Here is a 13714-nt window from a genome sequence, read left to right on the forward strand (position 1 = left end):
GCTCGGGCAACCGCCGCTGCGTTGCGAGAACGTGATTATCGCGGAAATGACAGCGCGCCGCTTGATGACTCAAGCGGCGCGCTATTTTTCGACTGCCTGTTTTTGACTGCTAGCCTGACCGTCGCCGCGCGCTTTTACGCGACGGCACGGCGGCAACGACTTTCCTGCCGACGCTTACGCGACCGCGTCCGCCGGCTGATGGCTCAGCAGCGCCATCAATTGAGCGAGTTCCTCGCGCAGCTTGCGACGGTCGACGATCATGTCGATCGCGCCCTTCGTCAGCAGGAATTCGGCGCGCTGGAAGCCTTCCGGCAACTTCTCGCGCACGGTTTGTTCGATCACGCGCGGGCCGGCAAAGCCGATCAGCGCCTTCGGCTCGGCGATCACCACGTCGCCGAGAAACGCAAAACTCGCGGACACGCCACCCATGGTCGGATCCGTCAGCACGGAGATGAACGGCAGCTTGGCTTCGGCAAGCTTGGTCAGCATGGCTGTGGTTTTCGCCATTTGCATCAGCGACAACAGGCTTTCCTGCATGCGTGCGCCGCCCGAAGCGGTGACGCAGATAAACGGCACTTTCTGTTCGAGTGCGTTCTGTGCGCCGCGTGCGAAGCGCTCGCCGACCACCGAACCCATCGAGCCGCCCATGAACGAGAACTCGAAACAGGCGACCACCACCGGCAGCGTGTGGATTGCGCCGCCCATCACGACCATTGCGTCGGTTTCGTCGGTGTCGTCCATCGCCTCCTTCAGGCGATCCGGATACTTACGGCTGTCCTTGAACTTAAGCGCGTCGACCGGCACGATTTCCTGACCGATTTCATAACGGCCTTCCGGGTCGAGCAGGCCGTCGAGCCGCTCACGCGCGCCGATGCGCATATGGTGGTCGCACTTCGGGCAAACATGCAGATTGGCCTCGACGTCGTTGCGGTACAGCACGGCTTCGCACGACGGACACTTGATCCACAGGCCTTCCGGAATCCCCTTGCGGCTCTTCGGGTCGGTTTGTTTGATTTTCGGCGGCAGCAGCTTATCGAGCCAGCTCATATTGAATCCTTCTGGGGTCTACAGTTGTGCGAACGGCGGGCCAAGCCCGCCGTTCGCACTACAGCGACAAAAATAACTGTTATCGGGCAGTCGCGATGCTATCGAGCGCCTCGCGGACTTCAGCGACGAAACGCGTGAGCGTTTCGGCAGCGGTATCAGGCGCTGCCTGTTCGAGCAATTGGACGATACGGCTACCGATTACGACGGCGTCGGACACCTCGGCCACCGCACGCGCGGTTTGCGCGTCGCGGATACCGAAACCGACGCCTACCGGCAGGAGTACGCGCGACTTGATGGCCGGGATTTTACTCGCGATGCTGGAAACGTCCAGATTTGCCGCGCCAGTCACCCCTTTCAACGAGACATAGTAGACGTAGCCGCTGGCAATCTTGCCGACTTCCGCAATACGCTCGTCGGTGGACGTGGGTGCGAGCAGAAAAATCGGATCAATGCCGGCGGATCGCATCTGTTGCGCGAAGTTAGCACACTCTTCCGGCGGGTAATCGACAACCAGCACACCGTCGACTCCGGCTTCCCGCGCGGCCTTCGCGAAAGCTTCAGTACCCATCCGTTCGATCGGATTGGCATAGCCCATCAGCACCACCGGCGTTTTGTCGTCGGTTTCGCGGAAGCGTTTGACATCGGCGAGCACATGACGAAGCGACACACCCTGCGCCAACGCGCGCTCGGACGATTGCTGGATCACCGGCCCGTCGGCCATCGGGTCTGAAAACGGCACGCCGAGTTCGATCACATCCGCGCCGCCGGCGGCGAGCGCGTGCATAAATTCGACCGTGCGGGCGGGGTCCGGATCGCCAGCCGTCATGAACGGAATCAGGCCTTTCTTACCTTGGGCGGACAGGGCGGCAAACGTGTTCTTGATACGGGACATGGAATATTCTCGGATTGGGCTACTGCGCCGATCGGACTTCGCTCATTGCACTTTGCTTATTGCACCTCGGCCTGGCGTTGGGCCTTGGTTTTGGCCCGACGAGACACAGGCGAAGCGGCAGCGGCGCTGACGCGCTCGCGCGCAATCGCGCAGTAACTTTCATTGATTTCATAGCCGACGAATTCGCGCTGCTGACGCGCGCAAGCGACAGCGGTCGTGCCGCTGCCCATGAACGGGTCGAGCACGCGGCCGCCTTTCGGACAACTGGCCAGCACCATCCGCTCGACGATTTCCAGCGGTTTCTGAGTCGGGTGCGCGACGCGCTCGGCGTGCTGCCGATGCAGCCGCGACACCGACCAGACATCCTTCGGATTATAGCCAAGCTCCAACCACTTGCTGCCCTCGAACAACTTACGCGAACGCGCCTTCTTCGTCACTGCATCGTACGGGATACGGACGGGATCGAGATCGAAGTAGTAATCCTTCGACACCGCGAAAAAGCCGATGTTGTCGTGCACCGAGGTGAATCGGCGCACCGTGCCGCCCATGCTGGGCACACGCCGGTCCCAGATGATTTCATTGATCATCGTGAGCTTTGTCTTCAGGAAGCTGAAGATTTCCGGCGCGTACTGCCATGTGCAGAATATGTAGAGCGAACCGGACGGCTTGAGCTTCGGAATTGCCTGCTCGAGCCAGCCACGCGTCCAGACGAGAAATTCCTCGCCTGCGCGCATGTCGGAGTCGTTGCCATAATCCTTGCCGAGCCCGTACGGGGGATCGCACAGGATCAGGTCGATCGACGCGTCAGGAATGTTCGCTACATCGGTCAGAAAATCGCGGTTCAACAGCTGGATGCCGGCCGGCACCTGCGCCAGTAATGGTGCAAGTGCCGCGGCCGTCGCTACCTCGGCGGCCGGATTCGGAGTTTCAATCGCCGGTTGCGGCTCGTCGAACTCGTCGCGCATCGTCGCGGCGCTCAGAACTTGATGCCCGATCGCTCAGCGACCGTGTGCATGTCCTTGTCGCCGCGGCCCGACAGATTGACCAGCAGGATCTTGTCCCTGGCCAACGTCGGCGCGAGCTTCGCGGCATAGGCCAGCGCATGGCTGGACTCCAGAGCCGGAATGATGCCTTCGATGCGGCAGCAATCGTGGAACGCCTTCAGTGCTTCTTCGTCGGTGATGCCGACATATTGCGCCCGATTGCTTTCTTTTAGCCACGCGTGCTCAGGTCCGACGCCCGGATAATCCAGGCCCGCCGACACCGAGTGGGTCTCGATGATCTGGCCATTTTCGTCCTGCAACAGATACGTGCGGTTGCCATGCAGAACACCAGGGCTTCCGCCGATCAGCGAAGCCGCATGACGGCCGGTTTCGATGCCATCACCGGCTGCTTCGACGCCGATCAACTGCACCGAACTGTCGTCAATGTACGGGTAAAAGATCCCCATCGCGTTCGAACCGCCGCCCACGCACGCAATCACGGCATCCGGCTGGCGACCCACCATTTCCGGCATCTGCACTTTGCATTCGTCGCCGATCACCCGCTGGAAGTCGCGCACCATCATCGGATACGGATGCGGTCCGGCGACCGTGCCGATGATATAGAACGTATTTTCGACATTGGTGACCCAATCCCGCATGGCCTCGTTCAGCGCATCCTTCAGCGTGCGTGAGCCAGACTCGACCGGCACAACAGTCGCGCCGAGCAGCTTCATGCGATACACGTTGGCCGCCTGGCGGCGCACATCTTCGGCACCCATGTAGACGACGCATTCCATCCCGAAACGCGCCGCAATGGTCGCCGTGGCCACGCCGTGCTGACCCGCGCCGGTTTCTGCGATCACGCGCGGTTTGCCCATGCGCTTCGCGAGCAACGCCTGGCCGATCACGTTGTTGACCTTGTGGGCGCCAGTATGATTCAGGTCCTCGCGTTTGAAGAAAACCTGCGCGCCGCCGAGCATGTCGCTCCAGCGCTGGGCATGATAAATCGGCGATGGACGACCGACGAAGTGCTTCAACTCGCGCTCGTATTCGGCGACGAAGTCCGGATCTTTCTGATATTTCTCGTATGCTTCACGCAACTCGTCGAGTGCGTGGACCAGCGTTTCAGCGACGAACACGCCGCCAAATTGGCCGAAATGGCCCCTTTCGTCAGGCAGGTTATACATAGTGATCACTCTTCGCAGTATGGCTAGCGGCTTTCGCATGAAAAAGCCGCTGGCCTTAATTCATTCGGCATCCGCTGCGCGTACCGCGCGTACGAACGCCGCCATCCGGGCATGATCTTTCACGCCCTTGGCGCCCGCTACTTCGATGCCGCTCGAGACATCGACCGCGTACGGGCGCACGCGATGGATCGCATCACTGACGTTTTGCGCGTTCAACCCACCACTCAAAACGGCCCGACGCGCGAGCTCTGCTGGAATAAGTGACCAATCGAAAGCCTTTCCGCCGCCGCCATAGCCTTCGACATGCGTGTCGAACAGAAGACCACTGGCTGCTGAATAGTTGAGAGCTGATTCTACCAAATCGGCCGGCTCAGTATCCGCGGCAACGCGCAACGCGCGCAACCAAGGCAAACCCGCAACGCCGGCGAGCGATTCGCACTGCTCCGCGGTTTCGTCGCCGTGAAACTGCAGCAGCGTGAGCCCGACACTGCTCACGACTTCGCGGACCCAGTCCTGCGTCGCATTGACGAACAGGCCAACCGCCGATACGAACGGCGGCAAGTCATGCACTAATTCGACCGCTTGCGCAACGCTCACCGAGCGCGGGCTCGGCGGATAGAACACGAGGCCAATCGCGTCGGCGCCGAGCTCGATTGCATGGGCGACGTCTTCCGGTTTCGACAGCCCGCACAGTTTGATACGCGTGCGATGCGGCACGCGCTGCTGCTGCGCAGCGGCATCGGCGGGGCTCGGCAGATTTTCGCTTGCTTTCATGTTTCCGGTTGCTCGGTCCATAAGGTGCTCCATGGGACGGCGCCCGTCTGCGGCGCGGGCACGGCGAATTGCTCAGGATAGCCCACTTGCGCCAGATACAAGCCGTCCGGCATAAAGGTCGGCGCGGCGCAGTCACGGTTGCGGCTCGCGAGCACATCGATCATCCACTCGGCCGGGCGACGGCCGCTGCCGATGGAGACCAGGCAGCCCATCATATTGCGCACCATGTTATGCAGGAACGCGTTCGCCCGGAAGCGGAAATGGACGAAGTTACCCTGCTGTTGAACGTCGATCTGATACAGATGCTTGATCGGCGTCTTCGACTGACATTGCGACGAGCGGAACGCCGAGAAATCGTGCTCGCCGATCAGATGCGCTGCGGCGGCCCGCATCGCGGTGATGTCGAGCGGCGTGTGCACCCAGCCGGCCTGTGTCCTCATCATCGGCGAACGCTCGGCGCTGATGTAGAGGACGTAGTAATAGGTGCGCTCGAACGCCGAAAAGCGCGCATGAAAGTCGTCGGGCATCGGCTTGGCCCATTGCACGGCGATTGTTTTCGGCAGGAACGAATTGGTGCCGCGCACCCAGGAAATGTCCGCTCGCTCGAGTTCGGTGTCGAAATGCACGACTTGCCCGAGTCCATGCACACCCGTATCCGTGCGGCCCGCCACCACGGTGTGCAGCGGCGTGCGCGCGAATTCACGCAGCGCCCGTTCGAGTTCGTTCTGCACGGTATTGCCGTGCGGTTGCGCCTGCCAACCGCAAAATGGCGCGCCGTCGTACTGGACGCCTAGTGCAATCCGCCTCACGACAGCGGCGCGAGGGTCGAAAGCAACGCGCGGGCCTCGTTGCGCGTGGCCGGATCGTTCGCCTCGATCACTTCGTTGATGAGCGTGCGCGCGCCGGACAGATCTCCCAGTTCGATGTATTCGGAAGCCAGATCGAGTTTGTTGCGGGCGATGCGAATGAGATCGGTCTGCGTGAATGCCGGCAAAGGCTGAGCCGGGCTCGGCGGCAACTCGAGGTCGAAGTCGAGCTTCAGCGCACCGAAGCCGGCCGCGCCGAGGCCTGCGACGGCCGCGTGGCCGGCCGTGCCGGCGGCGATTTCGTCGGCGATATGCGGGGGTTCCTCGATTCCGTGCGCCGCGAAGGCTTTCTGCGCGGTCGTTTCCGGCGAGGCAACCGGCTGCGTCGTCAACGATGCGGGAGGCCGCACGCTGTCGGCGGCGGACTCGATGCGCGGCGGCAGCGGCATGTCGAGGCTGCCGAACGCATCGACGGCGTCGCGCGGGAATTCAGTCGGCGCGACCGGCTGCGCCGGCGCTCCGGAGAGCGGATGCGTCGGTATGTCGTCGTGCGGCTGACCGAACGGCAATGTCGTGTGCGGTTCGACGTGTTGTTGCGGAAAATCGATCACAGGCTGTGGTGCATTCGGATGGTTCTGTGGCAGTTCGGCCGATGCTTCCAGCGCTGCTGCCGACTCCACTCGCGCGGGTTCGTCAGGCGATTGCAGACGGTGATCGGTTTCATCTTGCTGCGAGGTTTCATCGACCGGCTCGAGCGGCTTAAGCGGCAAGGCTTCAGCGCCGAGTTCCGCGGCGGCGGCAAGGCTCGCGGCCGTGGTCGCGCCTTCCAGGTTTTCCCGATGGGTTGCCGGCAGTGCTTCGACCGGGAAATCGCTGCCGGTGGGCGGGAGAATGTTCGCGTTCGGTTGCGCCGGTTCCAAGGGCGCGACGTGGGAGAGTTCTGCTGTGGCTCGGTCCTCAATGGGGTTGGCTGCTGTGGGTTCTGCCCTAGCGTGATCTTCGGCTGCGTGTTCTGCTGCTGCCCGCGCTGGTGCTGCGTGTTCCACTTCTACGCGCTCCGCCGCTGCGCGTTCTGCCGTGGCACGCTCTACTTCTGCAGTTTCTGCCTTTGCGCGTTCCGCCGCCGCACGTTCTGCTTCTGCGCGTTCCGCTGCCGCACGTTCTGCTTCTGCGCGTTCCGCTGCCGCACGCTCTGCTTCTGCGCGATCCACGGCCGCACGCTCCGCTTCAGCGCGATCCACTGCCGCACGCTCTGCCGCTGCCTGTTCCGCCGCCACGCGCTCGGCGGCCGCACGTTCAGCCTCCACACTTTGCGCCGCAGCGACCGCGGCTGCCTGCCGCGCTGCTTCGCCGTCGTCCGCACCCGATACTTCGTGCACGGAAGCCTGCTCTGATGCCGCAACGACGTCTTGTGACTCGTTCGCCTGCGCCGACGCGGCCTTCTCAGCGTCAACACTCTCGCGCTTACGCCGGCGCATGCGCAAAGCCGCCAGCAGCACGACCAGCGCCGCACCAACCGCCGCCGCGGCGCTCAGTTCCGTTTGTGAGAAGCCACCGTTATTCGACGCGGAAACCGCCGACACCCCTTGACCAGACACGGCCTTCGCCACTGACGACGCAGCCGCCGCCGGCTGCGGTGCGCCTGTCGATACCGTGCTGCTCGCCGCCGGCGAACCGCCAATCCCGTGTTTCTGCAACTCCATCAGCACCCGGTTTTTCAGCGCGAGCAATTGCTGCAGGCTGGACACCTGCGCACGCGGTTGCGAGGCCGATCGTGCGGCCCCAGTCACAGCCGCCGACGCCGGAGCGCCTTCGGCGGCGGCCTCGCTCGCCGATGGTTGAACCGATCCGACCCATTCCTGCGCACCGCTCGTCGGCGACGCCGCCGTTTGCGAGCCCGCCACCGGCGCCGACGAACCCGCGCCGCCCACGGCTGCGCCACTGGACGCCGCCGGATTGGCGTCAGTCACCACGCTGGCCGTCCCGGACACCGCCGACGCGGCCGGCGCCGCTGCCGAATCCGGCGCGGAAGCAGGCACCGCCGCCTGGACGGACGCTGCAACACCCGCCGACGAAGCCGCCAGACCGCCGGACGCGTCCAGCGCCGGCACAATCAATACCGCTCCCACGCGCACCCGGCTCGGGTCATGGTTCATGAAGGCGCTCGGGTTCGTATCGAACAACGCGCGGGTCGCACGTGCAAGCGTCACCCGGTCGTGCGACTGAGTGACGGCAATCGCCACGTCGTTCAGCGACTGCCCGGCCCGCACCGTATATTGACTACCGGCCGTGTACGAGACCGAGGCCGCATCCGGCGCGCTCGCGCCATTGCCGGGCGCGGCCACCGCGCTGCCCACGCCTGCGCCTGCCAGCGCAAAGGCCAAAGCGGCCGCGGCCGTCAGCCGGCCATGATGCTGGTGATTGAACATGGCCCGAAGGGATGAGAGTCGAAGGTTCATCGGGACTCCTGGCGCGTCAGCGCGCGGCCCTTTTTTGCGGTTGTAAAGAGACAAGATAATCGGAGCACACAATGAAAAAAGCGCCGCGCAAGCGCGACGCTTCTTGAGTTTTCTACGCGTCGTGAGCGCGTAGTTTACTTTACTTGTCGAGCACAATGCGAAGCATGCGACGCAGCGGTTCGGCAGCGCCCCACAGCAGCTGGTCGCCAACCGTGAAGGCCGACAGATATTCGCCGCCCATCGCGAGCTTGCGCACCCGGCCGACCGGCACCGTCAACGTGCCCGTGACCACCGCCGGGGACAGATCGCGCATCGACGCTTCGCGTTCGTTCGGCACGACCTTGACCCAGTCGTTGCCCGACGCGAGGATGCTGTTCACCTCGTCCAGCGGCACGTCCTTGTTCAGCTTGATGGTCAGCGCCTGCGAGTGGCAGCGCATCGCGCCGATCCGCACGCACAAGCCGTCGACCGGAATCGAACCCGGCGTGCCCGTGGCCGGCTTGCCGAGAATCTTGTTGGTTTCGGCGCCGCCCTTCCACTCTTCCTTCGACATGCCGTTGCCAAGATCCTTGTCGATCCACGGGATCAGCGAGCCGGCGAGCGGCACGCCGAAGTTGTCGGTCGGCATGCTGTCGCTGTTCATCGCGTTCAGCACGCGGCGGTCGATGTCGAGAATCGCCGAAGCCGGATTCGCGAGTTCGTCCTTCACCGCGCCATGCAGCGTGCCCATCTGCGACAGCAGTTCGCGCATGTTCTGCGCGCCCGCGCCCGACGCGGCCTGATACGTCATGGCCGTCATCCAGTCGACGAGGTTTTCGCGGAACAGGCCACCGAGCGCCATCAGCATGAGGCTGACCGTGCAATTGCCGCCGATGAAATTCTTCTGGCCCTTGACCAGCGCGTTCTTGATCACGTCGAGGTTGACCGGATCGAGAATGATGACCGCGTCGTCCTTCATGCGCAGCGACGAAGCCGCGTCGATCCAGTAGCCGTTCCAGCCCGCCGCGCGCAGCTTCGGGAATACTTCGTTCGTGTAGTCACCGCCCTGACACGAGATGATTGCTTCGCACTTCTTCAGGTCTTCGATGCTTGTCGCATCTTTGAGCTTGGTCTCGTTCTTGGCGAACGACGGCGCGTTGCCGCCCGCGTTGCTGGTGCTGAAAAACACCGGTTCGATCAAGTCGAAATCGCCTTCCTGCTGCATGCGCTGCATCAGGACGCTGCCGACCATGCCGCGCCAACCTACGAGACCTACGTTCATGACTTCATACCCTTCGAATGGAAACTTCCCCGCATCTTTGCCCGCAGTGACCGCGCGGGGAAGATGAGCGGGCACGACGGACGATCAGCGTTTCGTGATCGTTTTCGGGGTAATCGCTTTAATGAGTGTTTTGGTGATGATGGCGAACTCAACCACACGGGCCGTTGTGCCGTGTAGTTTGGAAATCGAGGAGATTTGAGAGATCTGCGCCATCGCCACAATATACACGAAAACCGAAATCCGGCGACGTCTGTCGCCGCTATCGCCCGCATTGCGCGCGAATCGGCCTGTTTCGAGGCCGATTCGCGATTTAATGGCCGTTGACGGCCTGGTTACCGCTTGCCAGCGTCGCTCGCCTTACAGCGCTGCGACGACGGCGTCGCCCATCGCGACCGTGCCGACCTGCTTGCAGCCCGGCGTGAGAATATCGCCCGTGCGATAGCCCTGCTCGAGCACCTTCTTCACCGCGCTTTCAATACGATCCGCCTGCTCAGCCTTGTTCAGCGAATAGCGCAGCATCATCGCAGCCGACAGGATGGTGGCGAGCGGATTGGCCACGCCCTTGCCGGCGATGTCCGGTGCGGAACCGTGCGACGGCTCGTACAGCCCCTTGTTGTTCTTGTCGAGCGACGCCGACGGCAGCATGCCGATCGAACCCGTCAGCATGGCCGCCTCGTCGGACAGGATGTCGCCGAACATGTTGCCGGTGACGATCACGTCGAAGGACTTCGGCGCCTTCACCAGCTGCATCGCGGCATTGTCGACGTACATATGCGAGAGCTCGACGTCCGCGTACTCCTTCGACACGTCGATCATCACGTCTTTCCAGAACTGCGACGTTTCGAGCACATTGGCCTTGTCCACCGAAGTCAGCTTCTTGCCGCGCTTTTGCGCCGCCTGAAACGCAACGTGCGCAATGCGGCGCACTTCGGGTTCCGAATAACGCATCGTGTCGAAACCTTCCTTCGCGCCGGCAAACGGGCCGTCCGGCGCTTCACGCAGGCCGCGCGGCGCGCCGAAGTAGATGTCGCCGTTCAGTTCGCGCACGATCAGGATGTCGAGCCCCGACACGATCTCTTCCTTCAACGACGACGCGCCGGTGAGCTGCGGATAGCAGATCGCCGGACGGAAGTTCGCGAACAACTGCAGATGCTTGCGCAGGCCCAGAATCGCCTGCTCAGGGCGCAGCGCGCGTTCGAGCTTGTCGTATTTCCAGTCGCCGACGGCACCGAACAGGATCGCGTCGGCTTTCTTCGCCAGCGCCAGCGTCGAATCGGGCAGCGGATGGCCCTTCGCTTCATAGCCCGCGCCGCCGACCGGCGCTTCTTCGAGTTCGAACTTTTCGCCGAGTACGTTCAGGACCTTGACGGCCTCCTTGACGATTTCGGGACCGATGCCGTCGCCCGGCAACACTGCGATCTTCATGCGAATTCCTTGATGTTTTTCTGCGAGACGGTTGAGCTTGACTCAGCGAGCGGGCCGCAGGCCCTCAAGCGTTCAACGGACGAGGCGATGATTCAGCCACGGCTGCTTCGCGATGCGCTCTGCTTCGAACTGGCGAATCTTGTCCGCGTGACGCAGCGTGAGTCCGATGTCGTCGAAACCGTTCAGCAGGCAGTACTTGCGGAACGCCGCAACGTCGAACGGATATTCGACACCGCCGTCGGCCGTGCGCACGACTTGCGCTTCCAGGTCGACGGTCAGCTTGAAGCCGTTGAACGCGTACGTTTCGTTGAACAGATGATCGACCTGCTGTTCGGTGAGCACGATCGGCAGCAGGCCGTTCTTGAAGCAGTTGTTGTAAAAAATGTCGGCGAAGCTCGGCGCGATCAGCGCACGAAACCCGTATTGCTGCAACGCCCACGGTGCGTGCTCACGCGAGCTGCCGCAGCCGAAATTTTTACGCGCCAGCAGCACCGAAGCACCCTGATAACGCGGCTGGTTCAGCACGAAGTCCGGATTCAGCGGACGCTTCGAGTTGTCCTGACCCGGTTCGCCGTGGTCGAGGTAACGCCATTCGTCGAACGCGTTCGGGCCGAAACCCGTGCGCTTGATCGACTTCAGGAATTGCTTCGGAATGATCGCGTCCGTGTCGACGTTCTCGCGATCGAGCGGCGCCACGACGCCGGTGTGTACGATGAATTTATCCATGACGCTTGCGCCTGTTTCAAGACCGGACGACGCGGCTGACGGCCGGAAAGCCGTTCGCCGCATCGCCGGCAAAAATCAAAAACCGCTTATTTCTCGGCGTGATTGCTGATCGAATTGCCAAGGTGCGACATGTCCTGGCCGAATCCGTGCACGGTGTTGCAGCCGGCCAAACCGAGCAATAGGCCGGCCAGCGTACCGAGTGCCAAGCGGCGCAATAGAGTGGTGCGATTCATGTTCTTCATCATTCGATTTACCCAAGCTTGCGAATGTCGACGAAATGCCCTTCGATGGCCGCAGCCGCAGCCATCGCGGGGCTCACGAGGTGGGTACGGCCACCCGCGCCCTGACGACCTTCAAAATTACGATTCGACGTGGACGCGCAGCGCTCGCCCGGATCCAGCCGATCGGCGTTCATCGCGAGACACATCGAGCATCCCGGCTCGCGCCATTCGAAACCGGCTTCGGTAAAGACCTTGTCGAGGCCTTCGCGTTCCGCCTGCGCCTTCACGAGCCCCGAACCCGGTACGACCATCGCCAAACGGATGCTCGGCGCGATGCGGCGGCCCAGCTTCTTCACGACATAAGCCGCGGCGCGAATGTCTTCAATACGCGCATTGGTGCACGACCCGATGAAGATCTTATCCGGCTTGATCGACTCGATCGGCGCATTCGGCTCGAGCGCCATGTACTTCAGCGCGCGTTCCATCGCGTCGCGCTTGACCGGGTCCTTTTCGCGTTCCGGATCTGGCACGCGGCCGTCCACGGCCGTGACCATTTCCGGCGACGTGCCCCACGTGACTTGCGGCACGATTTCCGCGGCGTTCAGTTCGACCACGCGATCGAATTGCGCGCCGTCGTCCGACTTGAACTGCTTCCAGTAATCGACCGCGTGATCCCACTCGACGCCTGTCGGCGAGAACGGACGACCCTTCAGGTAGTCGAGGGTGGTGTCGTCGACCGCGACCATGCCGGCACGCGCGCCTGCTTCGATCGCCATGTTGCAGACCGTCATGCGGCCTTCCATGGACAGCGAGCGGATCGTCGAGCCGCCGAATTCGATCGCATAACCGGTGCCGCCCGCCGTGCCGATCTTGCCGATGATCGCGAGCACGATGTCTTTCGCGGTGCAGCCGCGCGGCAGCTGGCCTTCGACCTTCACCAGCATGTTCTTGCTCTTCTTCTGCAAGAGCGTTTGCGTGGCCAGCACATGCTCCACTTCCGACGTGCCGATGCCATGCGCCAGCGCGCCGAACGCGCCATGCGTGGACGTGTGCGAGTCGCCGCAGACGATCGTCATGCCCGGCAGCGTGGCGCCCTGCTCCGGCCCGATGATGTGCACGATGCCCTGACGCAGGTCGTTCATCTTGAACTGCGTGATGCCGTAGGCGTCGCAGTTCGAATCGAGCGTGTCGACCTGCAGTCTGGAGACCGGATCGGCGATGCCATGGCTGCGATCCGTGGTCGGGACGTTGTGGTCCGACACCGCCAGGTTCGCGCTGATGCGCCACACCGGACGCTCAGCCAGCTTCAGGCCTTCGAACGCCTGCGGGCTGGTCACTTCGTGCAGCAGGTGACGGTCGATATAGAGAATCGTCGTGCCGTCTTCTTCCGTGTGGACCACGTGCGTGTTCCACAATTTGTCGTAGAGAGTCTGTGCCATGGTATGCGGGGTAGTAATGACTGCGGGCTGACTGTGTCGGTCGATTATGCCACGCAGCGCCCCGCCGTGGGTCTTTCAATCAGCGAAAAAACCGATAAAAAACATGGAGTTGGGTGGTAGTGCCGATACCTGTATCGACGTTACCCGGCAAGTGCGCGGGTGCCGGGGCGACGGGATGCGCCGCATGCGCCATTGCGCGCTCGCATGCTCAGCGCGCGGCATGAGGGCAGCCGTGCAATGGTGCTGGTGCGGAGCTTGTTCGAAACGCACGATGCCAGGCACCAAAAAGCAAACGCCCCAACGGTGAACCCGTTGGGGCGTTTTTCACTCAGTTGGACCCTGAGTTCGTTCGCCGCAAACCGACCGCGACGAACCAGCCAGAGTCAAACCCGATCAACGTTGCGCGAGCGGCTTCGCTTCACGCGGCGTGTCGCCGATGAACAGCTGACGCGGACGGCCGATCTTCTGTTCCGGATCGGCGATCATTTCGTTCC

Annotated in this window: 12 protein-coding genes; all 12 read right to left on the bottom strand. The window is 62.7% G+C overall.

Translation table 11 applies throughout. From position 1 onward, the window contains the following. Positions 1-174: 174 nt before the first annotated feature. The 12 genes from accD to leuC all read right to left on the bottom strand — a co-directional run bounded on the left by accD (position 175) and on the right by leuC (position 13220). The gene (gene accD, locus BN2475_RS10760; RefSeq protein ID WP_094779517.1) at positions 175-1047 is read right to left on the bottom strand and encodes an acetyl-CoA carboxylase, carboxyltransferase subunit beta; all 873 of its coding nucleotides are present in this window, start codon (positions 1045-1047) and stop codon (positions 175-177) included. A gap of 79 nt (positions 1048-1126) precedes the next feature. Beyond that, complete coding sequence (gene trpA, locus BN2475_RS10765; protein ID WP_094779518.1) at positions 1127-1939, bottom strand: tryptophan synthase subunit alpha; 813 nt, start codon at positions 1937-1939, stop codon at positions 1127-1129. Between the two features lie 56 nt (positions 1940-1995). After that, the gene (locus tag BN2475_RS10770) at positions 1996-2904 is read right to left on the bottom strand and encodes a DNA-methyltransferase (RefSeq protein ID WP_094779519.1); all 909 of its coding nucleotides are present in this window, start codon (positions 2902-2904) and stop codon (positions 1996-1998) included. A gap of 11 nt (positions 2905-2915) precedes the next feature. Continuing rightward, the gene (trpB, locus tag BN2475_RS10775) at positions 2916-4109 is read right to left on the bottom strand and encodes a tryptophan synthase subunit beta (protein WP_094779520.1); all 1194 of its coding nucleotides are present in this window, start codon (positions 4107-4109) and stop codon (positions 2916-2918) included. Between the two features lie 60 nt (positions 4110-4169). Next, positions 4170-4883, bottom strand: coding sequence for a phosphoribosylanthranilate isomerase (locus tag BN2475_RS10780; protein WP_094779521.1), 714 nt, complete (start codon positions 4881-4883; stop codon positions 4170-4172). Beyond that, a complete protein-coding gene (truA, locus tag BN2475_RS10785; protein WP_094779522.1) occupies positions 4880-5692 on the bottom strand; it encodes a tRNA pseudouridine(38-40) synthase TruA in 813 nt (270 codons plus the stop codon). The genes BN2475_RS10780 and truA overlap by 4 nt, the downstream gene beginning before the upstream one ends. After that, positions 5689-8148 (bottom strand): FimV C-terminal domain-containing protein, encoded by a 2460-nt coding sequence (locus BN2475_RS10790; protein ID WP_094779523.1) that lies wholly within the window; start codon positions 8146-8148, stop codon positions 5689-5691. The genes truA and BN2475_RS10790 overlap by 4 nt, the downstream gene beginning before the upstream one ends. A gap of 139 nt (positions 8149-8287) precedes the next feature. Continuing rightward, entirely contained in the window at positions 8288-9409 is a 1122-nt protein-coding gene (gene asd, locus BN2475_RS10795; protein WP_094779524.1) for an aspartate-semialdehyde dehydrogenase, read from the bottom strand. A gap of 357 nt (positions 9410-9766) precedes the next feature. After that, the gene (gene leuB / locus BN2475_RS10800; protein ID WP_094779525.1) at positions 9767-10834 is read right to left on the bottom strand and encodes a 3-isopropylmalate dehydrogenase; all 1068 of its coding nucleotides are present in this window, start codon (positions 10832-10834) and stop codon (positions 9767-9769) included. Positions 10835-10906: 72 nt separating this feature from the next. Continuing rightward, a complete protein-coding gene (gene leuD / locus BN2475_RS10805; protein WP_094779526.1) occupies positions 10907-11560 on the bottom strand; it encodes a 3-isopropylmalate dehydratase small subunit in 654 nt (217 codons plus the stop codon). Between the two features lie 86 nt (positions 11561-11646). After that, the gene (locus tag BN2475_RS10810; protein WP_094779527.1) at positions 11647-11805 is read right to left on the bottom strand and encodes an entericidin A/B family lipoprotein; all 159 of its coding nucleotides are present in this window, start codon (positions 11803-11805) and stop codon (positions 11647-11649) included. A gap of 5 nt (positions 11806-11810) precedes the next feature. Further along, positions 11811-13220, bottom strand: coding sequence for a 3-isopropylmalate dehydratase large subunit (gene leuC / locus BN2475_RS10815; protein WP_094779528.1), 1410 nt, complete (start codon positions 13218-13220; stop codon positions 11811-11813). Between the last annotated feature and the right edge of the window lie 494 nt (positions 13221-13714).

The organism is Paraburkholderia ribeironis, assembly GCF_900019265.1.
GTDB classification, from domain to species: Bacteria; Pseudomonadota; Gammaproteobacteria; order Burkholderiales; family Burkholderiaceae; genus Paraburkholderia; species Paraburkholderia ribeironis.

What these genes read in the sequence shown, in the direction of transcription:
- accD (WP_094779517.1), bottom strand. Translation starts at nt 1,047, where the DNA reads ATGAGCTGGCTCGATAAGCTGCTGCCGCCGAAAATCAAACAAACCGAC.
- trpA (WP_094779518.1), bottom strand. Translation starts at nt 1,939, where the DNA reads ATGTCCCGTATCAAGAACACGTTTGCCGCCCTGTCCGCCCAAGGTAAG.
- BN2475_RS10770 (WP_094779519.1), bottom strand. Translation starts at nt 2,904, where the DNA reads ATGCGCGACGAGTTCGACGAGCCGCAACCGGCGATTGAAACTCCGAAT.
- trpB (WP_094779520.1), bottom strand. Translation starts at nt 4,109, where the DNA reads ATGTATAACCTGCCTGACGAAAGGGGCCATTTCGGCCAATTTGGCGGC.
- BN2475_RS10780 (WP_094779521.1), bottom strand. Translation starts at nt 4,883, where the DNA reads ATGAAAGCAAGCGAAAATCTGCCGAGCCCCGCCGATGCCGCTGCGCAG.
- BN2475_RS10790 (WP_094779523.1), bottom strand. Translation starts at nt 8,148, where the DNA reads ATGAACCTTCGACTCTCATCCCTTCGGGCCATGTTCAATCACCAGCAT.
- asd (WP_094779524.1), bottom strand. Translation starts at nt 9,409, where the DNA reads ATGAACGTAGGTCTCGTAGGTTGGCGCGGCATGGTCGGCAGCGTCCTG.
- leuB (WP_094779525.1), bottom strand. Translation starts at nt 10,834, where the DNA reads ATGAAGATCGCAGTGTTGCCGGGCGACGGCATCGGTCCCGAAATCGTC.
- leuD (WP_094779526.1), bottom strand. Translation starts at nt 11,560, where the DNA reads ATGGATAAATTCATCGTACACACCGGCGTCGTGGCGCCGCTCGATCGC.
- BN2475_RS10810 (WP_094779527.1), bottom strand. Translation starts at nt 11,805, where the DNA reads ATGATGAAGAACATGAATCGCACCACTCTATTGCGCCGCTTGGCACTC.
- leuC (WP_094779528.1), bottom strand. Translation starts at nt 13,220, where the DNA reads ATGGCACAGACTCTCTACGACAAATTGTGGAACACGCACGTGGTCCAC.